Source organism: Pseudomonas fitomaticsae, from assembly GCF_021018765.1.
GTDB lineage: Bacteria > Pseudomonadota > Gammaproteobacteria > Pseudomonadales > Pseudomonadaceae > Aquipseudomonas > Aquipseudomonas fitomaticsae.
In genome coordinates this window covers 1157546-1183083 of sequence record NZ_CP075567.1, presented here as the reverse complement: position 1 = coordinate 1183083, position 25538 = coordinate 1157546, and the positions used below count along the sequence as shown (strand labels likewise).

The following is a 25538-nucleotide window of genomic DNA, read 5'->3' as shown; positions in this document are numbered from 1 at the left end:
TGATATAACCAACCAACCGCAGAATAAATATTTACAAAGCAACCAACTCTGCCAGCCGCAATTTATACGCATCGGCCATTGCGCGAATTTGCGGATGTTGTGCATTCAACAAAGACATACTGGCAATACGCAGGAAATTTACATTGCCCGCGTCCAGCGCCTTGCGCAGCCAGCCGAGTGCGTCATCGATGCGCCCCTCGTCGGCAAGCATCGCGGCGTGACTGAACTGTCCACGAAAATCGCCGCCCTCGGCCGCTCGACGATACCAGTCACGTGCCGTTGGCAGATCTTGTGGACAGTGGCGTCCTTCTTCCAGATACCGGCCCAACAGGTTCATCGACTTGGCATGTCCCGACTCGGCAGCGCGGCGGTACAGGGCGAGGGCCTGCACCTGGTTTTCGGGTATTCCACGTCCGGTGGCGTGCAGGTTTGCCAGGTTGTACATCGCCCAATCCAGCCCCGCGTCGGCGGCATTCTGGTAATGCCGCGCAGCGAGCTCGGCGCTGGCCACACAGCCCCATCCGTGTTCATGGCAGCGGCCGAGCATGTTGCGCGCCATCAAATGACCTTGCCCTGCAGCGATTTCAAACCAACGCAATGCCAGTGGCTGATCCTGAGCAATCCCGTGGCCATCGAGCAGAATCTGCCCAAGCAACGCCTGCGCTTCGAGCACGCCCTCACCCGCTGCGATCAGAATCGCCTGGGCCGCGCGAGCCGGGCTTTCTTCGAGCATGGCCGTGAGGCGTTCGCCGTCGAGAACTTCTTCGCGACGTAACCGAAAGTCCGCCACTTACACCTCAACCCAGCGACGCAGCAGGTTGTGATAGGTGCCGGTGAGGCGGATCAGCGAAGGGTGATCGGGCATGTCGTGGCTCAGTTGCTGGATCGCACCATCCATCTCGAACAGCAAGGCACGCTGGCTGTCTTCGCGCACCAGACTTTGCGTCCAGAAGAACGAGGCATAACGTGCGCCGCGAGTGACTGCGTTGACCTTGTGCAGGCTGGTGCCGGGGTACAGCACCATGTCGCCGGCGGGCAGTTTCACCCGTTGGGTGCCGAAGGTGTCCTGGATTTCCAGCTCGCCGCCGTCGTAGTCCTCGGGCTCGCTGAAGAACAGCGTGGCGGACAGATCCGTTCGCACCCGTTCGATGCTGCCCTTGGGCTGGCGCACCGAGTTGTCGATGTGGAAATCGAAACTGCCACCCGCCGTGTAGCAGTTGAGTAACGGCGGGAACACTTTGTGCGGCAGCGCGGCCGACATGAACAACGGATTTTTCCACAGGCGTTCAAGCATCGCGGCGCCGATTTCCTTGGCCAGCGGATGGCCTTCCGGAAGCTGCAGATTGTGCTTGGCCTTGGCCGATTGATAGCCGGCGGTGATCTTGCCATCGGCCCAGTCGGCCTGTTCCAGAGCCTGGCGAATGCGCTGCACTTCGTCTTTCTCGAACAGCGCGGGAATGTGCAGGAGCATGGCGACGTCACCAGATGGCAAAAGGATGCCAATGGTATTGATTCTTATTGACTGTGTAAAACCCGCTAGACGAATGAACTGGCAAAAACCGTAAGGTTAAATTGTAAAGAATGTAAATTTGTCGCGAATAGTAATATTTCGCAATTGATACGAATACCTGTTTACCCTATATTCCGCCGCCTCAAATCCTTGGGGAGGGGAATAAAAATGGCACGTCAACCCGCACAATTACCGGTCAGTTCACCACGTCTGCTCGCTTCCGCCATCGGCGTGGCAATCACCGCCGGCTCCGCAGGCCACATGGTGTTCGCCGCCGAAAAAACCGACAGCAAAGCCACCGGCAATGCCATCGCCCTGGACGCCACCGCCATCACCGGCGAAGCCCAGGACTCGACGTCCTACCAGGTCGAGAAAGCCTCCTCGCCCAAGTACACCGCGCCGCTGGTCGACACGCCGCGCTCGGTCACCGTTATCCCGCAACAAGTTCTGAAAGACACCGGCGCCCTGAACATGCAGGATGCGCTGCGCACCGTACCGGGCATTACCTTTGGTGCCGGTGAAGGCGGCAACCCGCAGGGCGACCGTCCGTTCATCCGTGGTTTCGACGCCCAGGGCGACACCTACCTCGACGGCGTGCGCGACACCGGCTCCCAGAGCCGCGAGATCTTCGCCGTAGAAAACATCGAAGTCAGCAAAGGCCCGAACTCCGCCATCGGTGGTCGCGGCGCGGCGGGCGGCAGCATCAACCTGGTGAGCAAGAAAGCCCACCTGGGCAACTCGTTCGACGGTGGCTTCACCTGGGGCTCCGACCAGACCCAGCGTTACACGATGGATGGCAACTACCAGTTCAGCGACACCGCTGCCGGCCGTCTGAACCTGATGAGCCACGAGAGCAACGTCGCCGGTCGCGACAAGGTCGACTACGACCGTTGGGGCATCGCGCCGTCCCTGGCCTTCGGCCTGGGCACCGACACCCGCGTCAACCTCGACTACTACCATCTCGAAAGCAACGACACCCCGGATTCGGGCATTCCCTACACCATTCCGGCCGGTGGTTCAGCGGCGCGCACCAAGTCCAACCCGGACAAACCGTACGCCGGCGGCGATCACAGCAACTTCTACGGTCTGGATCGCGATTTCCGCAAGGGCCGCACCGACACCGCAACCTTCGCCATCGAGCATGACCTGAGCGACTCGCTGACCATCAAGAACACCCTGCGTCACGGCACCAGCATGCAGGATTACATCCTGACCCAGCCGGACGACAGCAAGGGCAACGTGAACAACGGCAGCGTCTGGCGTCGTGCGAACACTCGCGTGAGCAACACCGAGACCACCACCAATCAGACCGATCTGTTCGGCAACTTCTACATCGCCGGCTTCAAGAACAGCTTCTCCACCGGTATCGAATACACCCGTGAGGAAAGCAGCAAATCCTCGTACAACGTCAACACCGATACCACGCCGCGCACCTCGGCCGTGACCACCAACTGCAACCCGGGTCTGATCGGCGCCGCGAGCGGCTACAACTGCACCTCGCTGTCGAACCCGACCCCGAACGATCCGTGGAACGGCGCCATTTCGCGCAACTACGCCGGCACCGACACCCAGTCCGATACCTACGCACTGTATGCGTTTGACACCCTGGAGCTGTCCGAGCAATGGCTGGTGAACATGGGCCTGCGTTACGACCACTTCGAAACCGGCTACAAGACGTACACCAACGCTGGCACCACCACCTCCAAAGGTTCGGACACCAGCGAGTTCGTCACTGGCCAGTTCGGCATCGTCTACAAGCCGGCGGAGAACGGCAGCATCTATGCGTCCTACGCCACCTCGGCCACTCCGCCGGGCAACACCCTGGGTGAAGGTCAGGAAGGCAACCCGCTGGGCGGCACCCCGGATCGCAATGGCAACCTGCTCAAGAGCGATATGGAGCCGGAAACCACCAAGAACTACGAAATCGGTACCAAGTGGGATCTGCTGAATGATCGCCTGTCGCTGACCGCCGACATCTTCCGCACCGAGAAAGAAAACGCGCGTGTCCAGGTCGATACCACCTCGTACGAGAACGCCGGCAAGACCCGCGTTCAAGGTATCGAGCTGTCCGCCAGCGGCAAGATCACCGACAAGTGGCAAGTGTTCGCCGGTTACGCCTACATGGACAGCGAACAGGTTGACGGTGGCGACCTGCCGGCCAACAAGGCCAACAACGGTAACGAGCTGCCTAACACGCCGAAAAACAGCGCCAGCCTGTGGACCACTTACCAGGTCACGCCGAAGCTGACCATCGGTGGCGGTGCGTTCTATGTGGATGACGTATTCGGCAACGTGGCCAACACCACCATGGTCGATTCCTACGTTCGCTACGACGCGATGGCGGCGTACAAGCTGAGCAAGAACGTCGACCTGCAACTGAACGTGCAGAACCTGACCAACGAGACCTACTACGACAAGGCCTTCTCGACCCACTTCGCCAATCAGGCGGCGGGCCGTACGGCATTGCTGAGTACCAACTTCCACTTCTGATCGAAGAGGGAAGTACCGAGCCCCGTTCATTCATTTGAGCGGGGCTTTTGTGCGTAATAAAGAACGTTTCTCGATAGGCCACGGCATAATGCACGCCGTGAACACAACCTCCGAACGGACAAGGCAAGCAACGTGTTGAAGAAAACCCTGTTCCAGTTGCACTGGTTTTTTGGCATCACTGCCGGGCTGGTGCTGGCCCTGATGGGCATCACCGGCGCTGCCTATTCGTTTCAGGACGAAATTCTCAAAGCCCTCAACCCCTCCGTGTTGCAGGTGGAGAAACAGGTCGCCGGCGTCCTCCCGCCCGCCGATCTGGTGGCGCAGATCGAAGCCGCCTCGGGCAAGAAAGTCTCGATGCTCTCGGTCGAGACCGAAAGCGGCAGCGCCGGCCGAGTCTGGTTCACCCCGCCCAAAGGCGAACGCCGGGGCGAGATGCGCTACTTCGATCCCTACACCGCCGAGTTCAAGGGCGATGCCACCGGCCAGGAGTTCTTCGGCCTGATGCTGCAATTGCACCGGTTCCTCGCCATGGGCGATACCGGTCGCAACATCACCGGCGCCTGCACCCTGATGCTGCTGTTCTTCTGCCTGTCCGGTCTGTACCTGCGCTGGCCGCGCCAGTGGAACAGCTGGCGCGTCTGGCTGACCCTCGACTGGAAGAAAAAGGGCCGCAGCTTCAACTGGGATCTGCACTCGGTGTTCGGCACCTGGTGCATGCTGGTTTACCTGCTGCTGGCACTGACCGGACTGTCCTGGTCCTACGAGTGGTACAACAAAGGCCTGACCCGATTGCTTTCCGACGCGCCGCAAAACGAACGCGTGCGTGGCGGTCGTGGCCCGGCGCCCGAGGGTCCGGCGCCGATTGCCGATTACGCCGCGATGTGGGTCAGCATCTACAGTTCCGCAGGCCCGGGTCTCGCTTCCTACAACATCCGCATGCCGCCCGTGGCCGGTCAACCGGCGACCGTGTTCTATCTGCTCGACAGCTCGCCCCATGACCGCGCACTGAACCAGATCACCCTCGACCCGGCCACCGGCGTGGTCAAACGCGTCGACCGCTACGCCGACAAGAGCTTCAAGGCGCAATTGCTGACCAGCATTTACGCGCTGCACGTCGGCAGCTATTTCGGGCTGGTCGGACGGATCATCGTCACCGTCGCGGCCGTCTTGATGCCGCTGTTCTTCATCACCGGCTGGTTGCTTTATCTGGATCGCCGACGCAAGAAAAAGCAGATCAAGGATGCCCGCCAAGGCCTCGACCAACCGGCCGGCGATACGCCGGCGTGGCTGATCGGTTTCGCCAGCCAGAGCGGTTTTGCCGAGCAACTGGCGTGGCAGACTGCGGGTCAATTGCAGGCCGCCGGATTGCCGGTGAAGGTGCAGCCGCTGGCGAATGTCAGCGAGCAGGATCTGCGCGAATCAAACAACGCGCTGTTCGTGGTCAGCACCTTCGGCGACGGCGAAGCGCCGGACAGTGCTCGCGGTTTCGAGCGCAAGGTACTGAAGAACGCTTCGACCCTCGACAGCCTCAACTACGCCGTACTCGGTCTCGGCGACCGTCAGTATCAGCACTTCTGCGGTTTCGCCCGGCACCTGCATCAATGGCTCGGCGAACACGGCGGCAAAACCCTGTTCGCCCCGGTGGAAGTCGACAGCGGCGATCCTTATGCCCTGCGTCACTGGCAGACCCAGCTCGGCCTGATCACCGGGCAAGCACCGGTCGACACCTGGCAGGCGCCGAGCTACGAGAACTGGACGCTGGTGCGCCGCGAGTTGATGAACCCGGACAGCAGCGGCTCTCCAGTCTTCCTGCTCGGTCTGACCGCACCGACTTCCCGTAGCTGGCTGGCCGGCGATCTGGTGGAAGTGCTGCCGCGCAACTGCCCGTGGGCGATCGAGCATTTCCTCGACGGTCTCGGCATCCGCGGCGAGACCAGCGTCAAGGTCAACGGCCTGGAAGAGTCACTGGAGGTCGCCCTCGCCTCCCGCCAACTACCCGAGCACCGCGCCCATCTGGTGGGCCTGCACGCTCAGGCGCTGGTCGATGCGATGGTGCCGCTGGCGATGCGCGAATACTCGATCGCCTCGATTGCCGCCGACGGCGTGCTGGAGCTGATCGTGCGTCAGGAACAGCATGCCGACGGCAGCCTCGGCATCGGTTCCGGCTGGCTCACCGAGCATGCTCCAGTCGGCGGCAGCATCAGCCTGCGGGTACGCCGCAACAGCGGTTTCCATCTGCCGAATGCTCCGGTGCCGATGATCCTGCTGGGCAACGGCACCGGGCTCGCCGGGCTGCGCAGCTTGCTCAAGGCGCGGATCGCCGACAATCAACAGCGTCACTGGCTGCTGTTCGGCGAGCGCAATCGCGAGCACGATTTCCTCTGCCGTGCGGAGCTGGAAGAGTGGTTGATCAATGGCGATCTGGAACGCCTCGATCTGGCGTTCTCACGGGATCAGGCCGAGAAGATTTACGTGCAGGATCGCCTGCGCGAATCGGCCGGCGAGTTGAAGAAATGGCTGGCGGACGGTGCAGTGATCTACATCTGCGGCAGCCTTCAAGGCATGGCGTCAGGGGTGGATCAGGTACTCAATGAAGTGCTGGGCGCTGCCGAAGTCGAACGCCTGATCGAGCAGGGTCGCTATCGCCGGGATGTTTACTGATTCACCTTGGGTAACTGTGGGAGCAACCTTGCTCCCACAGGTTCTGCACTGGATTCAGACTGGCTGCAGCTTTTGCTCGAACACCGCAACCCCCTCCAGATCCCGCAACACCACGCTCATCTCCCCGCTCTGCCCGTCAATGTTCACCTCACCGAAGAACTGAAACCCGGCAAACGGCGAGGCGTTCTGTACCGCCGGCGCCTTCTCGAACACCACTTGCGGGCCAAAGGTCTTGTCCAGCGGATTGGGTCCGAAACTGCCGGCGTTCAACGGCCCTGCGACAAACTCCCAGAACGGTTCGAAATCCTGGAACGCCGCTCGATCCGGGTGGTAATGATGCGCCGCGCAGTAATGCACATCCGCCGTCAGGAACACGAAATTGCGCACCTGATGTGCCCGCAGGAACCCGAGCAATTCGGCCACTTCCAGTTCGCGCCCCTGAGCCGGGCCAGGATCGCCGTTGGCCACCGCTTCCCAGCGCGCAACACCGGGACTGACCTCGCCATCCGGCACGCCGAGACCGATCGGCATGTCCGCAGCGATGACTTTCCACTGGGCTTTCGAAGCCTTCAATCCGCGCTTGAGCCAGTTCAATTGCTCACGCCCGAGGAACGGTTTTTCCGCCCCGAGATTGTCGTCGTTGGCCCCGCGATAACTGCGCATGTCGAGTACGAAGACATCGAGCATCGGCCCGTAGCTCAGCTTGCGATAGATCCGCCCGCCGCCATCGGCGGCCTGCAAACGCATCGGCGAATATTCGAGCCAGGCCTGACGTGCGCGACCGACCAGGGTGTGGATATTTTTTTCCTGATAACGCTCGTCGAGCTGCTTGCCCGGCGACCAGTTGTTGACCACCTCATGGTCGTCCCACTGCCAGATCTGCGGCACTTCGGCATTGAAGCGACGGACGTTTTCGTCCATCAGGTTGTAGCGGTAATTGCCGCGATAATCGTCAAGGGTCTGGGCGACCTTGCTCTTGGCTTCGGTGGTGAGGTTGCGCCAGATCCGGCCGCCTTCCGTGGTCAGTTGCGCCGGCACCGGGCCGTCGGCGTAGATGGTGTCGCCGCTGTGGATAAAGAAGTCCGGCAGGCGCATACGCATGGCTTCATAGATGCGCATGCCGCCGATATCGGGGTTGATGCCGAAACCCTGGCCGACCGTGTCGCCGCTCCACACGAAGCGGATATTGCGCCGCGCCGTCGGTGCACTGCGCAAGTGGCCGAGCCACGGCTCGCTGGCGACGCCGGTGCGGGCGTCCTTGAAATACACGCGGTAGAAAATCGCCTGATCGGCGGGCAACCCGGTGAGTTCGACGCGGGCGGTGAAATCGCTGCGGGCATCGGCCAGCGCCGAGACGACCCGGCGTGGATGGCGGAACTGGCTGCGGGTGTCCCACTCCACCACCATCTGTGCCGGGCGGTCGGCACGGCTCCAGATCATCGCCCGGTCGCCCTGCAAGTCGCCGGACTGCACGCCGTCAGTGAGTTGCGGTCGATCCTTGACCGAGGCGATCACGGCCGGTGCGAGCCCCGGCATCAGCAGTCCGGCGCCGACGGCTTGCATCACGCGCCGGCGACCGGGATTGAAATCGCTCATGGTGTTCTCCCTGAAAAAAGGAAAACTAAAGCACGGGATCATGAATTGGGGATGACAACCCGCTCCCACAAAGAATGGTGTCAGGCCTTGGCGGGTTCCATTGCCAGCTCCACGGCCTCCGGACGCTTGACCAGCGCATACACCACCGCCGTCAGCAGACTGCCCGCGACGATTGCCAGCAGATACAGCAGCGCATGGTTGATCGCGTTCGGAATCGCCAGCACGAACAGGCCACCGTGGGGCGCCATCAGTTTGCAGCCGAAATACATCGACAGCGCACCGGTCAGCGCTCCGCCGGCAATGCTTGCCGGGATCACCCGCAACGGGTCTTTCGCGGCAAACGGAATCGCCCCTTCGGAGATGAAGCACAAGCCCAGCACCAGCGCCGCTTTACCGGCTTCGCGCTCGGTCTGGGCGAACTTGCGCCGGGCGATGAAAGTGGCGATGCCCAGACCGATCGGCGGCACCATGCCGGCGGCCATGGTCGCGGCCATCGGTGCATAACTCTGCGAGGCCAGCAGCCCCACCGAGAACGCATAGGCAGCCTTGTTGATCGGCCCGCCGAGGTCGACGCACATCATGCCGCCCAGCAGCACACCGAGCAGGATCGCGTTGGTGGTGCCCATGCTGTCGAGGAAATGCGTCAGCGCCGCGAGCATCCCGGCCACCGGTTTGCCAACCACGTAAATCATCACCAGTCCGGTGAACAGGCTGGCGAACAACGGGATGATCAGAATCGGCTTCAGCGCTTCCAGACTTTGCGGCAGCGCCACATACCGACTGATCGCCTTGGCCGCGTAGCCTGCGATAAACCCGGCGACGATCCCGCCGATGAAGCCGGCGCCCAGGGTGCTCGCCAGCAAACCACCGATCATGCCCGGCGCCAGACCGGGACGGTCGGCAATCGACCAGGCGATGTAACCGGCCAACAACGGCACCATCAATTTGAACGCGGTCTCGCCACCGATCTGCATCAGCGCCGCCGCCAGCGTGCCCTCTTCCTTGAACGCGGTGATGCCGAACACGAACGACAAAGCGATCATCAAACCGCCCGCCACCACCATCGGCAGCATGAACGACACACCGGTCAGCAAGTGTTTGTAGACGCCGCTTTTCTCTTGCTTGGCCGGGGCCTTGCCGTCGCTCGCAGCGCTTTCCTGCTTGCCTTCGGCCAGGGCTTTTTTCAACGTGGCTTCGGACTGCTTCAAGGCGATCCCGGTGCCGCAGCGGTAGATTTTCTTGCCGGCGAAACGCTCGGTGGCGACTTCGATGTCAGCCGCCAGCAGCACCACGTCAGCCTCGGCAATCGCTGCCGCGCTGAGCGGATTTCGCGCGCCGACCGAGCCCTGGGTTTCGACTTGCAGATCAAAGCCCAGACGCTTGGCGGCTTGCTGCAAGGCTTCGGCAGCCATGAAGGTGTGAGCGACGCCGGTCGGGCAGGCGGTGACCGCGACCAGACGCGGCGCTTGCGCGCTGGCAACCACGGTCGGTGTTTCGGCAGCGACGTAAACCTCGGCCTCGACGGCGCCACGCCGCAGTACTTCTTCCACATCCTGCAGGGCTTGCGCCGGCGCGATCCGAAAGACTTTCTTGCCGATGAACCGGGTCATGTCCACAGGTCCAGTGGCCACCAGCAACACCCACTCGGCGGCCTCGATAGTGGCCGCCGACAACTCACGTTCCGGGTGCGCCGCATCCACCACTTCGACGCTGGTGCTCCAGCCCTGACGCTGGGCCGCGGCATCCAGCAGCCGGGCGCACAGCACACTGGTGACCATGCCGTTCGGGCAGGCCGTGACAATGGCTAACTTCATGACAAACCCTCTTATTGTTCTGTCAGGGGACGCACGCGCACGCCCTGTTCGAGCTGCGTCAGTTGCGCAGCGTCGTGAATACCGAAACCGATCTGGGTCACCGCCTGTGCCGCAATCGCCGTGGCCGTACGCAGGGTTTGTTCCGGCGTGTCGGCGCTGAGCAGACCGTGCAGCATGCCGGCCAGCAGCGAGTCGCCGGCACCGACCGTGCTGGCGACGCTGACCTTCGGCGGCGTCGCATGCAGCGCCGAGCCGACGCTGAACCAGTTCACACCGTCGGCGCCGTGGGAGATCACCACATGCTCGATGCCCTGGGCGTGCAGCCGACTGGCCGCTTCAGCCTGAGAGGCGTGGGACACCACTTCACAACCCAGCGCATCGGCCAGCTCTTCGGTATTCGGTTTGATGAGCCACGGGCCGGCCTTGAGCGCTGCGCGCAAGGCATCGCCGCTGGTGTCCAGAGCGACTTTCAGGCCCAACGCCTTCAAGCGCTCGACCAGTTCGCGCAACCACTGTGCAGAGACTCCGCGCGGCAGACTGCCGGCGACCACCACCGCATCATGCCCCGGTGCAATTTGCACCAGTCGATCCAGCAACGCCTGTTGCGCCACTACGCCGACCACCGGCCCAGGGCCGTTGATGTCGGTAATGCGTCCGTCCTGTTCCGCGACCTTGATGTTGCTGCGGGTCTCGCCGGGCACCCGGATAAACGCATCGGTAAAACCGCGCTTGGCGAACAGGGTTTCGAACGCTTGCAGATTGTCTTCGCCGAGAAAGCCGCTGACCGTCAGTTGATGACCGAGGTCGGCCAGCACTTGCGCGACGTTGACGCCCTTGCCGGCGGCGTGGGTGTGCATCTCGTCGCTGCGGTTGACCTGACCGGCCTCCAGGCGTGGCAACTGCACCGTGAGGTCCAGCGCCGGGTTGAGGGTCAGGGTGAGAATCTTGGCCATTACAGGGCCTCCACTAATGCGCGCACTTCGTTGGCGCTGCCCACGGCCAGGGCTTGTTGAGCAAGGGTTTGCGTCTGGGTCAGGCTGAGTTCGCGGATGCGTGCCTTGACCTCGGCGATGCTGCGCCCGGAGACGCTCAGTTCATCCACACCGAGGCCGACCAGCACCGGCACCGCCAGCGGATCCGCCGCCAATTCGCCGCACACACCGACCCATTTTCCATGGGCATGGGCTGCGCGCACGGTGATGTCGATCAGTTGCAGCACCGCCGGGTGCAGGCCGTCAGCCTGGGCGGACAGGGTCGGATGACCACGGTCGATGGCCAGGGTGTACTGGGTCAGGTCGTTGGTGCCGACGCTGAAGAAGTCCACCTCTTTGGCCAGCACCGGCGCCAGCAAGGCGGCGGACGGCACTTCGATCATGATCCCCAGTTGCAGGTCGGTAACCGGGATTTCCAGGCGCAGGCGTTCGGTCATGTCGCGGGCCTGACGCCACTCTTCAACGCTGCCGACCATCGGGAACATGATCCGCAACGGGCGGTTGTCCGCCGAACGCAGCAAGGCGCGCAACTGCGCTTCCATGATCTGCGGACGCTGCAAGGTCAGGCGAATCCCGCGCACACCGAGGAACGGGTTTTCTTCCTTGGCGATCGGCCAATACGGCAGCGGTTTGTCGCCGCCGACATCGAGGGTGCGCACCACCAGCGGCCGACCGGCGAGACCGTCGAGGACGCGGCGGTATTCGGCTTCCTGAGTCGCCTCGTCCGGGGCTTGCGGGTGAGCCATGAAAATCAGTTCGGTGCGCAACAGACCGATGCCTTCGGCGCCCTGCTCCACCGCGCTGGCGACGCCAGCGCTTTCTCCGATGTTGGCGAACACTTCCACGGCGTGGCCGTCGGTGGTGTGCGCCGGTTGATGGCGTTGTTCGGCGGCGGCTTTCAGGCGTTGTTCGCGGGTGTCGCGTTCTTCGCTGGCGCGTTGCAGGGTTGCGGCATCCGCGTCCACATGCAGACGACCGCGCTGACCGTCGAGCAGCAACGGCGTGCCCGGTTTCAGCAGCAACACCGCAGCTCCCGCGCCGACCAGCGCCGGAATCCCCAGAGCACGAGCCACGATTGCGCTGTGCGCGGTGGCGCCACCACGGGCAGTGAGAATCCCCGCGACCCGCGCCGGATCCAGACGCGCCACATCGGACGGACCGACCTCGTCCATCACCAGAATGTACGGTTGCTCAGGCTCGGCGGGCGTCTGCACACCACACAGTTGCGCCAGCACCCGGCGACCAATGTCGCGCAGGTCGGCGGCGCGCTCGGCGAGCAAGGCATCCTGCAACGCTTCCTGTTGTTTCGCGGCAGCCTCGATCACGGCCATCCAGGCCGCTTCGGCGCTTTCGCCCTGCTTGAGACGGGTGTCGACTTCGTCGGTGAGTTCCGGGTCGTCGAGCATTTCCTGGTGGGTGATGAAAATCTCGCGGATCGCCTTGGCCTTGCTGCGTTCGATCAGGCCCTGAATGTCCTGACGCACGTCGGCCAGCGCTTGCTTGAGACGCTCGCGCTCGATGGCGGCGGACTCACCGCGCAACGGGTAATCGATGGCTTGCTGGACCTGAATGTGCGCCGGGCCGATGGCAATACCGGGAGCGGCGGGAATCGCTTGCAGCAGGCTGCCGGAGGCCGGGGCGCTCAGGACTTCGGCGATGTCGGCGATGACTTCGCGCTGCTGACTCACGGCCGGCAACGGTTCGACTTCCTCGCCGAGGCCTTCTTCGATGGCCGCCAGCAACGCCGGCAGAGCGTCAGCGGCGATACTCGGCTCGGCGATGATTTCCAACACCTGGCCACGACGGGCGCCGAGGCTCAGCAGTTTGCTCAGGCTCTTCACCGATACGGCGCTGTCCTGACCGTCGACGATGCGGATACGGATTTCGCCGTCAAAACTCTTTGCCAGTTGCGCGAGGATCTTCGCCGGCCGCGCATGCAGACCATGGGCGTTGGCCAGTGCGATACGCGCACTCGGCCAATCGGCCGGCAACTCGCCGCCGAGCACTTCGAGGACTTTGCGGCTGCTGGTGGCGCGACCCAGTTCATGGCCGCGACCTTCGATCAGCAACGCGCACAAACGCTCGAGCAACGCCTGATGCGCTTCACCAAGGCTGGCCAGGCAAAACAGACCGCTGAGCGGCTGGCCGAGATAACGCATCGGTTTGTCCGGCGTGACGAACGCCAGGCCCGGACGCTTCACGGTCTGTTCGCTGTGCAGCCACCACAGGCCATCGCCCAGCGGCAGCGCTTCGACCTGCTGCAACACGCCGGCGAAACCGTTGCTCACGCAATCGGCCTGGCGCAGCAGACGCGCACCACGCCAGACCAGTTCTTCGAAATCGTCGGCGGAGACCCCGAGGCCGATCATCTGCGCATCCAGCGCCAGCTCTTGCGGCGCGCCTTGCAGCAGTTTCAGCAGTGCTTCGGGCGAGCTCGCGCGACGCAGGGCCTGGCCCAGATCGGTCTCGCCGAGGGCGCGGGTCAGCAGTTGCAGCAGGCGCAGGTGTTCGTCGGATTTGGCGGCGATGCCGATGGCCAGATAAACGATCTGGCCGTCGCCCCAGTCCACGCCGTCGGGAAACTGCATCAGGCGCACGCCGGTAGCGAACACCTGATCGCGGGTTTCGGGCGTGCCGTGGGGGATCGCAATGCCTTGGCCGAGGAAGGTCGAGCCCTGAGCCTCCCGGGCCTGCAGGCCGGCGAGGTATCCGTCGGCGACCAGACCATCGGCGACCAGATGACTGGCCAGCAATTGCAAAGCGGCGGGTTTATCCACAGCCGACTGGCCCATGGATATCTGCTCTACAGTGAGCTCGAGCATGCGATCTCCTTTTTGGCGTCGTATGACGCCAGGTATTGTTTTGAATGGTTGCAGCTTAGGCGCTGTGGGCCATCCTTTTCAGGAGGCAGTTTTGGCGGTTTCACGGCAGAACCGGCCAAAGGCGTCTAAAACGTAGAAAATACGCCTGCTGAAACGTTTAATCTAGATTGATCGGCACGTTACTCGATAATGTCCCATCCTTGAAGTCCAACTTGTCGGATGCGCTGCGACAATGGTCGCCTGCCTGAATCGGGTAGGATTGGCGAAAATGTCGCGGCAAGCTCGAAAAAACAAGGAAATCCCGGGTTGAAACTCAGTGATATCGCGCGGTTGGCCGGAGTGTCCGTGACCACCGCCAGCTACGTCATCAACGGCAAGGCCGAACAGCAACGCATCAGCACCGCCACCGTCGAGCGGGTCCGGGCGGTGGTCGATCTGCACGGCTTTACCCCCAATCCACAGGCGGCCGGGCTGCGCAGTCGGCACACCCGGACCCTGGGTTTTATCCTGCCGGATCTGGAAAACCCCAGTTACGCGCGGATCGCCAAACTGCTGGAACAAGGCGCCCGTGCGCGGGGCTATCAGCTGCTGATCGCCAGCTCCGACGATGCACCGGACAGCGAGCGGCAACTGCTGCAACTGTTCCGCGCCCGGCGCTGCGATGCGTTGATCGTCGCCAGTTGCCTGCCGGCCGGTGACGACAGCTATCGCCAGTTGCAGGCCAAGGGTTTGCCGATCATTGCCATCGACCGGGTGATGGATGCCGAGCATTTCTGCTCGGTGGTCAGCGATGACCGAGAAGCCAGCCTGCACCTGACCGAAAGCCTGCTCGACCCGCAGCCGAAACAGATCGTGCTGTTGGGCGCGCGCCCGGAACTGAGCATCAGCCAGGAACGTGCCGCCGGGTTCAAACAAGCCCTGGCCGGCTTCAAGGGTGAAGTGCTGATCGAACACGCCGAGTCCTTCAGCCGCGAGTGCGGCAAGCAGTTGATGGAAGAACTCCTGCAACGCCTCGGGCATTTGCCGGATGCGCTGGTGACCACGTCCTACGTGCTGTTGCAGGGCGTGTTCGACGCGCTGCATGACTTCCCGCTCAAATCCCGCCCTCTGCGCCTCGGCACATTTGGCGACACCCAGTTGCTGGACTTCCTGCCGCTGCCAGTCAACGCCATGGCCCAGCAGCATCAGTTGATCGCCGACAAGGCGCTGGAACTGGCGCTGGCGGCAGTCGAGCAATCGGATTACCAGCCTGGCGTGCAGGCCATCGCCCGTACCTTCAAGCAGCGTATTCACCGGGACTGAGCCGTGGAGCTGATCGACAGCCACACCCACCTGGACTTCCCCGACTTCGACGCCGATCGCACGGCGCTGCTGAGCGAAAGCCGCGCCCTCGGGGTGCGGCGAATGGTGGTGCTCGGGGTCTACCAGGGGAACTGGCAGCGGGTGTGGGATCTGGTGCAAAGCGACGCCGATTTGTACGCGGCGTTCGGATTGCACCCGGTCTATCTCGATCAGCATCGGCCTGAAGACCTGCTTGCTCTGGGCGATTGGCTGACACGGCTAAAGGGTCATCGACAACTGTGCGCGGTCGGCGAAATCGGCCTGGATTACTTCATCGAAACACTCGACCGCGAACGCCAGCAAGCGCTGTTCGAGGCACAACTGCAATTGGCGGCGGATTTCGAGTTGCCAGCGCTGATCCACGTGCGGCGCAGCCATGCGGCGGTGATTGCCACGCTCAAGCGCTTCAAGCTCAAGCGCGCCGGCATCATCCACGCCTTCGCCGGCAGCCGTGAAGAAGCGCGGGAATACATCAAGCTCGGCTTCAAACTCGGCCTCGGGGGTGCACCGACCTGGCCGCAGGCGTTGCGCATGCATCGGGTGCTGGCCGATTTGCCGCTGGACTCGGTGGTGCTGGAAACCGACTCACCGGACATGGCGCCCGCCATGTTCCCCGGCATTCGCAATACGCCGACGCATCTGCCGGCGATCTGCGACTCACTGGCCACATTGATGAACATCAGTGCGCAACAACTCGCCGCCGCCAGTACCGCCAACAGCTGCGACGTGTTCGGCTGGTAGTCAGTCGGCGTGGGCCTTGGCCGCGTCGAGAATCAGGGTCAGGTGCTGGCGCTGCCGGGCATAACGAATCACCGCGAAGTACACGAAAATCGCGATCAGCGACGCGTTCAACTGCTCGGTGACGCTGAGCAGACCCACCCATTCCATCACCAACGCCACCAGCAGCGCGGTACACACCGTCACCAGCGCACTGGCGCGCAGCAGGCCGAGTGAATCGAGCGAGCGGAAGCGTTTGATCTGCTTCGGGCAGCGCAGCTCCAGTGCTTTCTGGCAATGCGCACAGGTGAACGCTTCGCGGATCGATATGGCGTTGAGCTGCCAGGGTTTGAGCACCAGCGTGGTCTGGCAGTGGGCGCAGCGGCCCTGGACGCCCAGGGTGGCGACGGACATGTGCGATCTCCTCCAAGTGGTCAATGAACTGAGCTTGGTTCATTGAAGACGAAAAACCACCCCCCGGAGGAAAACAGGATTTTGCTTACAGATGTAAGCAAAAAAGTACTACAAGCCATTCCGAATAAACCTGCCTCACAGGAGGCAGGTCGATTCAAACCCGGAACGCGCTGATCAACTGCTTCAACTCCACCACCTGCGCCGACAACGCACGACTGGCATCTTCAGTCTGATGTGCACCTTCTGCGGTGCGCTCGCCGGCACGGTTGATCTCGACGATGTTCTGGTCGATGTCGTGGGCGACGGCGGTCTGTTGTTCGACGGCGGCGGCGATCTGCTGGTTCTGATCGACGATCATGCCGACAGCGCCAAGGATGTTTTCCAGCGCCTGCTGGACCTTTTCCGACTGCCCCACCGTGCCGTTGGCCATCTGATGGCTGACGCCCATGGCCTTTACTGCCGCGCCGACGCCGCCGTGGAGTTTGGCGATCATCTGCTCGATTTCTTCGGTCGATTGCTGAGTGCGTTTGGCCAGCGTGCGGACTTCGTCGGCGACCACGGCAAAACCGCGTCCCTGCTCACCGGCCCGCGCGGCCTCGATCGCGGCGTTGAGCGCCAGCAGATTGGTCTGCTCGGCGATGCTCTTGATCACTTCCAGAACGCGGCTGATCGACTGACTGTCGCTGGCCAGCTGGTTGATCACCAGCACCGACTGATCGATTTCGCTCGCCAGTGCCGCGATGCTGCCCTGCTGTGATTCCACCAGTCCGCGACCACTGATGGTTTCGTCGTTCACGCTGTGGGCGCTGCTGACCGCTGCCGCTGCACTGCGTGCCACTTCCAGCGAAGTCGCCGACATCTGGTTCATCGCGGTGGCCACTTGCTCGATCTGCGTGCGTTGCCCGGCGACCGCCTGATTGCTTTGCGCCGAAACGTTTTCCACCTGCCCCGCCTGTCGCTCGACCTCGCCAACGGTGTGGCCGACCCGTTCGATCAGATCATGGATTTTCCTCACCGTACCGTTGAACACTTCGCCCAACTCGCCGAGTTCATCGCGGCTGTTGGCGCGGAAATTCACTGTCATGTCGCCCGCAGCCACCTTGTCCATCATGGCGCCGAGGTTTTTCAGGGTGGCGCGGGTCGACGCGTAGAAGCCGCCATAGAGATAGAAAATCAGCACAAACACCACCGACAACGCCACGGCTTGCAGCACCATGTGCGTGCGGTTTTGCCCCAGACGCTGCTGCAATTGGGTGTCGAGGAATTTCAGGGTAGCGTCGTTGAGCTGATAGGTCTGGTCCATCAGCCCGGTGACCTGGTCATAAAATGCCTGCCACGGGGCGTCGAGCGTTTCTGCCATCACCACTTGTTCTTCGATCAGGGTGCTGGCCTGTTTCAGCGATGCCTTGCTGGCATCGGCCGGTGCGCTCAGGGAATCACGGGCGGCTTTGCTGGAGCCCAGCGCGTCCTGCAATTTCAGGCCATATTCGGCCTGGAGTTTTTCGATCTGCACCAGCAACTCGTCGAAGCGGGTGCTGGATGAGCTGTTTAGAAAGCCCTGCCCCAATGAATACGAGCCCATCGCCCGACCTTCGCCCAAGGCCTGGGTGACGGCCGGCGTGATCGCGGTGATCAGCTCACTGAGCTGGCGTATGTCGCTCTGGTTGTCGCGACTCAGCCCGGCCTGACTGGCCACGATCTGGCTGAAAATCTGCGCGTTGCCCAGCAGTTTGCCGATCAACGCACTTTTGCTTTGCAGGGAGTTTTCCGCTTGCTGGTTCTTGAACGCCGCGATCATTTCATCGCGCTTGGCCTCGAAGAACCTGATCTGCTCAGGATCCTCGGTCATGGGCGTCAGCCCTTGCAGGCGCGCCAGGACGTTTTGCTCAAGGCTGGCGATTTGCGCCTCGACATTGCCGGCCTTGCCGGACTGACCGAGGGTGACGTTGATCTGCACCAGATTGTTGAGGGTTTCCAGATCCCGGCGCAGGGTCAGGCTGCTGCCCAGCAGGTCGAGGCTCTGCAGCTCCACCCGGGTGCCCTGGAATTCGCGATAGGAATCGCGCACCAGATAGAAATTGGTCACCAGCATCGGCACCAGGAACAGCACGCTGATCAGGCTGAACTTCATGCCGAAGCTCAAGCGGTTCATCAGCGAGACGGCGGGATAGAGCAAGCTCTTCACTGGAAGTCTCCCTTGGTTTTTTTCTTGTTTTTATTGGCAGGCGCGGGGCGACAGCAGATAGCCACTATCGGGCGCTATCTCTGTATAGCTCAAATCGAAGGGAGGTTTTGTAACTTAAGGTTAACGAGGGGGATTGCCCCCCTCGTCACGGGAAAGGCCTACGCGAGTACCGTCCACAGGGCAAATCCGGCATACCACAGCACCGCCGCCCGCAGCAGCAGTTCCCACAGACAGTCGAGGGTGTTGATGCCTTCGGGACCGACAGCGGCCGGCGGAATTTCCCCGGCAGCCAGCCCGACCTTGTCGATCAGTTGCGCAGCGCTGATGTTCCAGTTCAACAGCTCGTGCAGCATCACCCGGCTGACAGCGACGAAGTTGCCGACCAGGGCAAGGCTCGCCGCCAGCAGGCGCACCGGCACCCAGTCGAAGGCATGACGCAATTGCCCGGCGCGTTCGGCCACCGCCGGGTTCTGGGCGTGTTCTTCGGCCAGCGCCAGCAAGCGATAACTGAGTGCCGCGACCGGGCCGAGCAGGAAGTACCAGAAAATCACCGCAAAGAAGCTCTGGTAGGCCTGCCACAACAGATGCCGTTGCACTTGCTCCAGCAATTGTTCGCCGCTTTCGGCGCAGATGTTCAGATCTCGCTTGGCCACATGGGCAGCGGCCTGTAGATCCTCACGGCGCCAGGCGTCGCGAAACGGCCCGAGTTCGCCGAGCAGATCACCGCGCCCCAGGCTGTAAATCACCACCAGCAAATGCACCGGCAACGCCAGCAGACCGTAGGCCACCGGGTCCAGCACCACCAGCAGCAACCCCAGCAGCGCCACCGGCAACAGCACCAGGACGGTCAGCACCAACCACGGCTGTTTGGCCAGCCCGCCGGTTTCCAGCTTGTGCAGTTCGCGGATCCATCCGCCATCGCGTTGAACCCGTTGGCGCAGGGCCGAGAACTTCTCGATCCAGACCGCCAGCAGTAACACCAGAAAACTCATTGTCCTTCCTCTTGTGCCAGGGCGGCGCGGTAGCGTGCCCAGTCGAATGCGGGTCCGGGGTCGGTCTTGCGTCCGGGGGCGATGTCGCTGTGCCCGCAGATCCGCTCGACGGTGATCGCCGGGAACGCCGCCTGTATCTGCCGGGTCAGCGCGGTCAGCGCCCGGTACTGCGCGTCAGTGAACGGCAGATCATCGGTGCCTTCCAGCTCGATGCCCACGGAAAAATCGTTACAGGTTTCCCGTCCCTCGAACACCGAAACACCGGCATGCCAGGCCCGTTCAAGACAGGAGACAAACTGGGTGACCTTGCCGTCACGTTCGATCAGAAAATGCGCAGACACGCGCAGGTCGGCGATCCCGGCAAAGTAGGGATGTTCCGTGACATCCAGACGATTCTGAAAAAATTCCTGCACCTTGCCGGTGGCGAACTGCGCCGGTGGCAGGCTGATGTTGTGGATGACCAACAGGGAGACTTCGCCCGCCGGGCGTTCATTGAAGTTGGGCGAAGGGCAGACCTGCACCCCGTGACACCACCCGCTTGCGGGATCCAACTGCATACCGATTCCTTCAACGCCGACTGTGTTGGCGACCAGTATGCCGTGATCGGCCCCCGGCGCGCGATCACTTGCCGCGATTGAGCCGCCGCAGATTGCCGAGCACCGACTCCAGCGCCCGGTCGAACAGCAAGGTGTCGTCCAGCGCCCGCACCGCGCCGCGACGAAACGCCAGGGCCAGTTCCGTGCGGTCGCGCTCCAGCACTTTCATCCCGGTGCGGTCAACGAACACGTACTTGTTGGTGGCCTCGATGATCGCCGCCAGTTTGCAGCGCAGGGTGTGTTCTTCGTCTTCTTCGAACGCCACCCAACTGCCCAGGCGCAACTGTTCGACCTGACGCAAACCGGCGTCGTCGGCCGGCAAACGCGCCGGCGTGCGTGGCTGGAGGCCGTCGTCGGCCATCTGCAAGACAATCGCCTGCGACACCTCAATCATTTCCGGCAGTGCGGTCTGATCCGGCTCGCTGGACGGTTCGAGCAGGCGCACATGCAGCGCTTCCAGCTCACTGAAAAAGCCGCTGGTGGCAAACGGATCGAAGGCCGAACTGCTCAGGCCGTCGCGCAATGACTTGAGCAACCCCGGCACCAGCGCCAGCAGACGCAGACCGGCTTCGGCGTCATCGTGACGCTGCACGCTCCAGATCAATTGCTCCATGGTCTGCACGTCGGCCTGCCACTCGGCAGACTGATCGCCGTGCTTGAGGCAAGTCAGCAGCAACACCTTGCTCCAGGCCTCCTGCACGAACGTCACCACCGACGGTGGCAGGATTTTGCCCAGCAACGCCTGATTCAGCGCCTGCTCGACCCGTTGGCGGGCCAGTTCGGTTTTCGCCCGGCCCTCTTCGGCATCGCGCAAACGCTGTTCGAGCAATTCGCTGCGACGGCGCTCGTCACTGGTGAAGGCGAGGAAGTCCGCCAGCAACTCGGAAAAAATCGCCGGGTCATCGACGAAATCCGTCAGCAGGCGCTGCACCACTTGCTCGATGCGCAGGTACAGGCTGTCGCGCGCATTGCCGTCGCACTCGCCCCAGCCCATCGCCGCCTCGGCGATTTCATTGAGCAGGCGCCGCGCCGGGTGGCTGCTGCGGCTGAAGAAACTTTTGTCGATCACCGCGACCTTCAACATCGGTATCTGCAACCGGGCGATCAGCGCCTTGAGCGAGTCCGGCAGGTTGCGGTCATCGAGGATGCAGTCGAAAACCATGGCCACCAGATTGATCACGTCCTCGTCAGCCCCGCCGACGATTCGTGATTTGCCGCTGCGTACGCTCACTCGGGTCAGCAGCTGTTCAAGCTGATGGCGCAGATCGAAATCGTCCTGCACCGCCAGCGCCGGTACGTATTGCTGCAGGTGCGAGAGCAGGCGCAGCAGGTCGCGGGTGGAAATCGGCTGCGCCGGAGCGCTGGGTTCCAGGGTCGGCGCAACCGTGCCGCGCACGTGCAGCAGCAACTCCTGCAACGCGGCGAAGACCTCCTGCACGCCCGCATCGGTCTGGGTTTTGTCGACGCCCTCGAATTCGCTCTGCACGCTGGCCACGGCCTGATCGATGGCGCGACGGGCCGGTGCCGGCTTTAGCTCGGGCAACACGCCCGTGGCGATCAGCAGTTGATTGGCTTCGGCGTAGAGTTGATCGGTATCGGCCAGCACATACCGCTCGAACAGTTTGAGCAGGATCAGTTTGACCTTGATCTCCACCCCCAGATTGCGCCCCGCTTGCAGGAAGTATTCGCAAAGCATCGCCGGGCCCAGCGGGTTGTATTGATCGTCCAGGGTCTTGCCCAACAGCGCATTGAATCGCGCGGTCAGTTGGTCGAGGGCGAACCCGTCGCGATTCAGCACGCGGCCGACCATGGTTTCGACCGCGACGTTGCGCTCCATGTCGTCGGTGCGCGCGGTGCTGTCCTCATTCTGCAAGGCATGAGAGAGGACGGTGGGGACGGGATCGAATTGAGTGAGGCCGACAAAGGCTTCGAAGAATTGCTCGAGAAAACCGCGCTCGATGTTCTTGCGCTTGAGGCGCAGGTCGCGCATGGCCTCGAAAAAGATGTTCTGCTCGACGTCGTTGCGTGCACGGTCGGCCATCTCGAACAGGGTGTCGTCGGCGTTATCGAACAGCTCCTGCAAACCGTTGCGCAGGCGCTGAGCGGCCTTGTCGCGAACCTGAAGCAGAATCACAGGCAGGCGGGCGAGCGGCGAGTGAGTCGCCTGATCGGTAGTGGCCTTGTGCAGAGGCACTACATTCCCGTCGTTGTGCATCCAAGCCTCCTGAAACGGTGATTTGCCGACGTCAAAGTCATGGCGTCAAATGCAAGGCGGATTATCTTGCAAAAGATGTCCCCGGCGCCAGAGCTGTCAGGGTTTCCCCTATGCGCCGGCACCTTGCAGTGACCACGACGGAAACGGGTTTGCTCAAAGAAAATCGACCGGATGCAGCGCTGCGTGGCAGTTCTCGCCTTGGGTTGGCCGACGCCATGCCCCTATAATCGGGCCACTTAGTTTGTGGAGCCCGTTATGCCGAATCTACGTCTCGCCGATTTGACCGCCGAAATCGAAGCCAACGTGCGCCGTGCGCTGCTCGAAGACATCGGCAGCGGCGACATCACTGCGCAACTGATCCCGGCCGAACGCCTGGCCAAAGCCACCATCATCACCCGCGACGCTGCCGTCATCAGTGGCACGGCGTGGGTCGATGCGGTGTTCCGCCAGCTCGATCCACGGGTGGCGGTGCACTGGCAGGTGCGCGATGGCGAACGGGTTTCGCCGAATCAGCCGCTGTTTCATCTGGAAGGCCCTGCTCGCTCGCTGCTGACCGGTGAACGTAGCGCGCTGAACTTCCTGCAATTGCTGTCGGGCGTGGCGACCCGCGCGCAGTACCTGGCAGACTTCGTCGCCGAGACGTCGGTGAAACTGCTCGACACCCGCAAGACTCTGCCGGGCCTGCGTCTGGCGCAGAAATACGCGGTCACCTGCGGCGGTTGCCATAACCATCGCATCGGCCTGTACGACGCGTTCCTGATCAAGGAAAACCACATCGCTGCCAGCGGTGGCATCCCGCAGGCCATTGCCGCTGCCCACAAGATCGCCCCGGGCAAACCGGTGGAAATCGAAGTGGAAAGTCTGGAAGAGCTGAAAGAAGCGCTGGCCGCCGGTGCCGACATCATCATGCTCGACGAGCTGAGCCTCGATGACATGCGCGAAGCCGTGCGCCTGAACGGCGGCAAGGCAAAACTGGAAGCCAGTGGCGGCATCAACGAAAGCACGCTGCTGCCGATCGCACAGACCGGGGTGGATTACATCTCGATCGGCGCGATGACCAAGGATGTGAAGGCCGTGGACCTGTCGATGCGCCTGAGCATCTGAGTCGGCCAAGCAATAAAAAACGCCAGCCTTTCGAGGCTGGCGTTTTTGTTTCAGACCACCAGATTGTTCATCTCGCAGTATTCATCCCACTCGACGCCCAACACTTCGGCCGCTTCCTTGTGCAGTTCCAGGCGCTTGGCCTCGAACTCCTCGGGCGTGCTGGTGTACTTGAGGGTCAATTCCCAAGGTTGCAGGCCCTGGGCTTCGGCTTCGTCTTCGAACGCCCACTGGATCTGATCCTTCTGATCATCGGGACTCAGATCCTTGATCTCGTCCATCAGCTCAGGCGCATCAAGCTTGTACTTTTCCAGCGCTTGTTCGTGGCGTTGCTCTTGAGTTAACTCGGTCATGGCGTTCTCGCTGATCATAAGAATGGAAGATGGATGTGGATCATCAAGGATCTCTCTGACGCGGATTGTCCGGCCTTCGGAACCATTCGGGATCATCTGAAAACTGCTGGGCGATGCTCATGCAGACAACGAATATAGGACGTTTGGCGAGCGAATTACACGGGACTTTACATCTCTCCCACAAAAAGTTGACCTGCGGAACATAAAACCGGATTTCGAGGGGGGAGCAAGAAGAAGGGAAAAGCGAAATGGTGCCCGAGACAGGAACCCAACTTAAGCTGCTTGACCCAGTGTTTACTGGGCATCTACGAAAGTCATCGGCACCAGCGTACTAGACAATGTACCTTTTCGCTGACGCTGGGCAGTTTGCTGGGACCAAAAAAAGCCCGCGCAATGCGGGCTTTCCATTGAACAGCTTCTGACCTCAGGCAGCAACCACTTCAGCTTTCTGATCGGCAGCGGCTGGAGCCTTCTTCGTCTTGTACATCCGAATGAAAGGGTACTCCACCAGCAGCGACACCAAATAAGACAGGAACACGCAGACGGCGATCAGCACCATGGATCGGCCGTGATGCGTGAAGGCGTCGAGCATCCACTTCAAGATCCCCACTTGGCTGTATCGGTTCGTCATTTCGAGGAAGAAGATGTGAACCAGGTACAACGGGTAGGAGAGTCGAGCAAGAAAAACGATCGGCTTCGCTTGCAGCGGCATCCAGTAAATGCCCAGCACCAGGCACGCACCGATTGCGCCGAGCAGCGTTGGCAACCAGATGGTGTCCCGCGTCATCAGGAAAGGCTTCGCCAGGAACTCGGGCTTGCCAAAAATGTACATCAGGAACAGGAAGATCAGTGTCAGCGCCGCAGCAATCCACCACGCAGACTGGGCCTTCACGTCGCGGGCGAATCGAAGGTAGGCAGCAGCCAGAACGCCGATGACCAGCTCGTCGTAGCGGGAGTGGAACTGAATAAAACTTGCGAAGTGCCAGCTCGAATCATCAGGCATGAAGCCTGACGTCATTGCGATTCTTGTAGCGATACCCGATATAAACGCGACGACCAGAGCGGCGATAATGAACCACAGTCTTTTTCCGGAAATGAACGACAGAAGAACAATTGCCAATGGCGCGACCAGATAGAACATTTCCTCAATTACGAGGCTCCATGAACCACCCGGAATGTATGCATCATTAACGGTAAAGAAACCCGGAAAGAAATAAGGGCCGGTCGTTTGCAGGAACAACATTCCGGAGAGAATGCTTTTGATCCCTGCAAAGTCAAACACACCACCTGCTTTGAAAACAAAGCACAGCAGCATGATGAAGTAATAGATTGGCAATATGCGCAGAGCGCGCTTTTTGTAGAAGTCGACAAAGTCAAAATTACCCGCCTTGACCTTGTCGAGAATGATACCCCCGATCAGAAAACCACTGATCACGAAAAAGATGTCGACCCCGATCCATCCCATCGGCAACATCTGGAAATGGTAGACGGCCACCAGCATGACCGCCAATGCCCTCAGAAAATCGATCCCTGGATAACCGCCTGCACCGGTCAGGTACTTCCAGTGCTCCTTTACATACCCCATCGTGCGCCAATCCTCAGAACACAGTCAAAATTTCAGAAATTGTACATTCGGGATAGGCGGCGGGCGACAAAAACAATCGACCGCCGACCACCCGCCTACGCTGTTTTTTACTCCGGTTGAGAAAAGGTTGCCCGTTGCAAACGAACCAGCACCT

Annotated in this window: 18 protein-coding genes; 5 read left to right on the top strand and 13 right to left on the bottom strand. The window is 61.7% G+C overall.

Features of this window, described 5'->3' with window-relative positions:
* Positions 1–31: 31 nt before the first annotated feature.
* Positions 32–790 (bottom strand): tetratricopeptide repeat protein, encoded by a 759-nt coding sequence (locus tag KJY40_RS05150; RefSeq protein ID WP_230735401.1) that lies wholly within the window; start codon positions 788–790, stop codon positions 32–34.
* Positions 791–1471, bottom strand: a complete 681-nt coding sequence (locus KJY40_RS05145) for a Fe2+-dependent dioxygenase (RefSeq protein WP_230735399.1) — start codon at positions 1469–1471, stop codon at positions 791–793.
* A gap of 207 nt (positions 1472–1678) precedes the next feature.
* On the opposite strand from KJY40_RS05145, the gene KJY40_RS05140 reads away from it, so the two are divergent.
* Positions 1679–4000: a TonB-dependent receptor gene (locus tag KJY40_RS05140; RefSeq protein ID WP_230735397.1), complete on the top strand. Its 2322-nt coding sequence runs from the start codon at positions 1679–1681 to the stop codon at positions 3998–4000.
* Positions 4001–4132: 132 nt separating this feature from the next.
* Positions 4133–6661: a PepSY domain-containing protein gene (locus KJY40_RS05135; RefSeq protein WP_230735395.1), complete on the top strand. Its 2529-nt coding sequence runs from the start codon at positions 4133–4135 to the stop codon at positions 6659–6661.
* Between the two features lie 54 nt (positions 6662–6715).
* Here the strand turns inward: KJY40_RS05135 and KJY40_RS05130 are convergent, their stop codons facing one another.
* The 4 genes from KJY40_RS05130 to ptsP form a co-directional block, all read right to left on the bottom strand.
* Positions 6716–8257: an alkaline phosphatase D family protein gene (locus KJY40_RS05130; protein WP_230735393.1), complete on the bottom strand. Its 1542-nt coding sequence runs from the start codon at positions 8255–8257 to the stop codon at positions 6716–6718.
* Positions 8258–8337: 80 nt separating this feature from the next.
* Positions 8338–10071: a PTS fructose-like transporter subunit IIB gene (locus KJY40_RS05125; protein ID WP_230735391.1), complete on the bottom strand. Its 1734-nt coding sequence runs from the start codon at positions 10069–10071 to the stop codon at positions 8338–8340.
* A gap of 11 nt (positions 10072–10082) precedes the next feature.
* On the bottom strand, positions 10083–11024 hold the full coding sequence (gene pfkB / locus KJY40_RS05120) for a 1-phosphofructokinase (protein ID WP_230735389.1): 942 nt from the start codon (positions 11022–11024) through the stop codon (positions 10083–10085).
* Positions 11024–13885, bottom strand: a complete 2862-nt coding sequence (gene ptsP, locus KJY40_RS05115) for a phosphoenolpyruvate--protein phosphotransferase (RefSeq protein WP_230735388.1) — start codon at positions 13883–13885, stop codon at positions 11024–11026. Before ptsP ends, pfkB begins: the two co-directional genes overlap by 1 nt.
* A 306-nt stretch (positions 13886–14191) precedes the next feature.
* On the opposite strand from ptsP, the gene cra reads away from it, so the two are divergent.
* Both cra and KJY40_RS05105 read left to right on the top strand, forming a co-directional pair.
* Positions 14192–15187, top strand: a complete 996-nt coding sequence (cra, locus tag KJY40_RS05110) for a catabolite repressor/activator (RefSeq protein ID WP_085647662.1) — start codon at positions 14192–14194, stop codon at positions 15185–15187.
* A gap of 3 nt (positions 15188–15190) precedes the next feature.
* Positions 15191–15967 carry a TatD family hydrolase gene (locus tag KJY40_RS05105; protein WP_230735386.1) on the top strand — a complete coding sequence of 259 codons (777 nt, stop codon included), beginning with the start codon at positions 15191–15193 and terminating at the stop codon, positions 15965–15967.
* Here KJY40_RS05105 and KJY40_RS05100 read toward each other — a convergent pair whose 3' ends face one another.
* The 5 genes from KJY40_RS05100 to KJY40_RS05080 form a co-directional block, all read right to left on the bottom strand.
* Positions 15968–16357, bottom strand: coding sequence for a hypothetical protein (locus KJY40_RS05100; RefSeq protein ID WP_230735384.1), 390 nt, complete (start codon positions 16355–16357; stop codon positions 15968–15970).
* A 154-nt stretch (positions 16358–16511) separates the two neighbouring features.
* The gene (locus tag KJY40_RS05095) at positions 16512–18542 is read right to left on the bottom strand and encodes a methyl-accepting chemotaxis protein (RefSeq protein ID WP_230735382.1); all 2031 of its coding nucleotides are present in this window, start codon (positions 18540–18542) and stop codon (positions 16512–16514) included.
* A 158-nt stretch (positions 18543–18700) separates the two neighbouring features.
* A complete protein-coding gene (gene ampE / locus KJY40_RS05090) occupies positions 18701–19534 on the bottom strand; it encodes a regulatory signaling modulator protein AmpE (RefSeq protein WP_230735380.1) in 834 nt (277 codons plus the stop codon).
* Positions 19531–20091, bottom strand: coding sequence for a 1,6-anhydro-N-acetylmuramyl-L-alanine amidase AmpD (gene ampD / locus KJY40_RS05085; RefSeq protein ID WP_230735378.1), 561 nt, complete (start codon positions 20089–20091; stop codon positions 19531–19533). Before ampD ends, ampE begins: the two co-directional genes overlap by 4 nt.
* Positions 20092–20155: 64 nt before the next feature.
* On the bottom strand, positions 20156–22345 hold the full coding sequence (locus KJY40_RS05080; RefSeq protein ID WP_230735376.1) for a DUF1631 domain-containing protein: 2190 nt from the start codon (positions 22343–22345) through the stop codon (positions 20156–20158).
* 255 nt (positions 22346–22600) lie between these two features.
* On the opposite strand from KJY40_RS05080, the gene nadC reads away from it, so the two are divergent.
* Complete coding sequence (gene nadC / locus KJY40_RS05075) at positions 22601–23449, top strand: carboxylating nicotinate-nucleotide diphosphorylase (protein ID WP_007953729.1); 849 nt, start codon at positions 22601–22603, stop codon at positions 23447–23449.
* 50 nt (positions 23450–23499) lie between these two features.
* Here nadC and KJY40_RS05070 read toward each other — a convergent pair whose 3' ends face one another.
* Together KJY40_RS05070 and KJY40_RS05065 are read right to left on the bottom strand one after the other, a co-directional pair.
* Positions 23500–23799, bottom strand: a complete 300-nt coding sequence (locus tag KJY40_RS05070) for a DUF6388 family protein (protein ID WP_085685841.1) — start codon at positions 23797–23799, stop codon at positions 23500–23502.
* 424 nt (positions 23800–24223) lie between these two features.
* Positions 24224–25384, bottom strand: a complete 1161-nt coding sequence (locus KJY40_RS05065) for an acyltransferase family protein (protein ID WP_230735374.1) — start codon at positions 25382–25384, stop codon at positions 24224–24226.
* Between the last annotated feature and the right edge of the window lie 154 nt (positions 25385–25538).

Coding starts and splice junctions, on each gene's coding strand:
- KJY40_RS05080 (WP_230735376.1), bottom strand. CDS start 22,345: ATGCACAACGACGGGAATGTAGTGCCTCTGCACAAGGCCACTACCGAT.
- KJY40_RS05065 (WP_230735374.1), bottom strand. CDS start 25,384: ATGGGGTATGTAAAGGAGCACTGGAAGTACCTGACCGGTGCAGGCGGT.
- KJY40_RS05130 (WP_230735393.1), bottom strand. CDS start 8,257: ATGAGCGATTTCAATCCCGGTCGCCGGCGCGTGATGCAAGCCGTCGGC.
- ampD (WP_230735378.1), bottom strand. CDS start 20,091: ATGCAGTTGGATCCCGCAAGCGGGTGGTGTCACGGGGTGCAGGTCTGC.
- ampE (WP_230735380.1), bottom strand. CDS start 19,534: ATGAGTTTTCTGGTGTTACTGCTGGCGGTCTGGATCGAGAAGTTCTCG.
- KJY40_RS05125 (WP_230735391.1), bottom strand. CDS start 10,071: ATGAAGTTAGCCATTGTCACGGCCTGCCCGAACGGCATGGTCACCAGT.
- nadC (WP_007953729.1), top strand. CDS start 22,601: ATGCCGAATCTACGTCTCGCCGATTTGACCGCCGAAATCGAAGCCAAC.
- KJY40_RS05070 (WP_085685841.1), bottom strand. CDS start 23,799: ATGACCGAGTTAACTCAAGAGCAACGCCACGAACAAGCGCTGGAAAAG.
- pfkB (WP_230735389.1), bottom strand. CDS start 11,024: ATGGCCAAGATTCTCACCCTGACCCTCAACCCGGCGCTGGACCTCACG.
- KJY40_RS05100 (WP_230735384.1), bottom strand. CDS start 16,357: ATGTCCGTCGCCACCCTGGGCGTCCAGGGCCGCTGCGCCCACTGCCAG.
- KJY40_RS05140 (WP_230735397.1), top strand. CDS start 1,679: ATGGCACGTCAACCCGCACAATTACCGGTCAGTTCACCACGTCTGCTC.
- KJY40_RS05145 (WP_230735399.1), bottom strand. CDS start 1,471: ATGCTCCTGCACATTCCCGCGCTGTTCGAGAAAGACGAAGTGCAGCGC.
- ptsP (WP_230735388.1), bottom strand. CDS start 13,885: ATGCTCGAGCTCACTGTAGAGCAGATATCCATGGGCCAGTCGGCTGTG.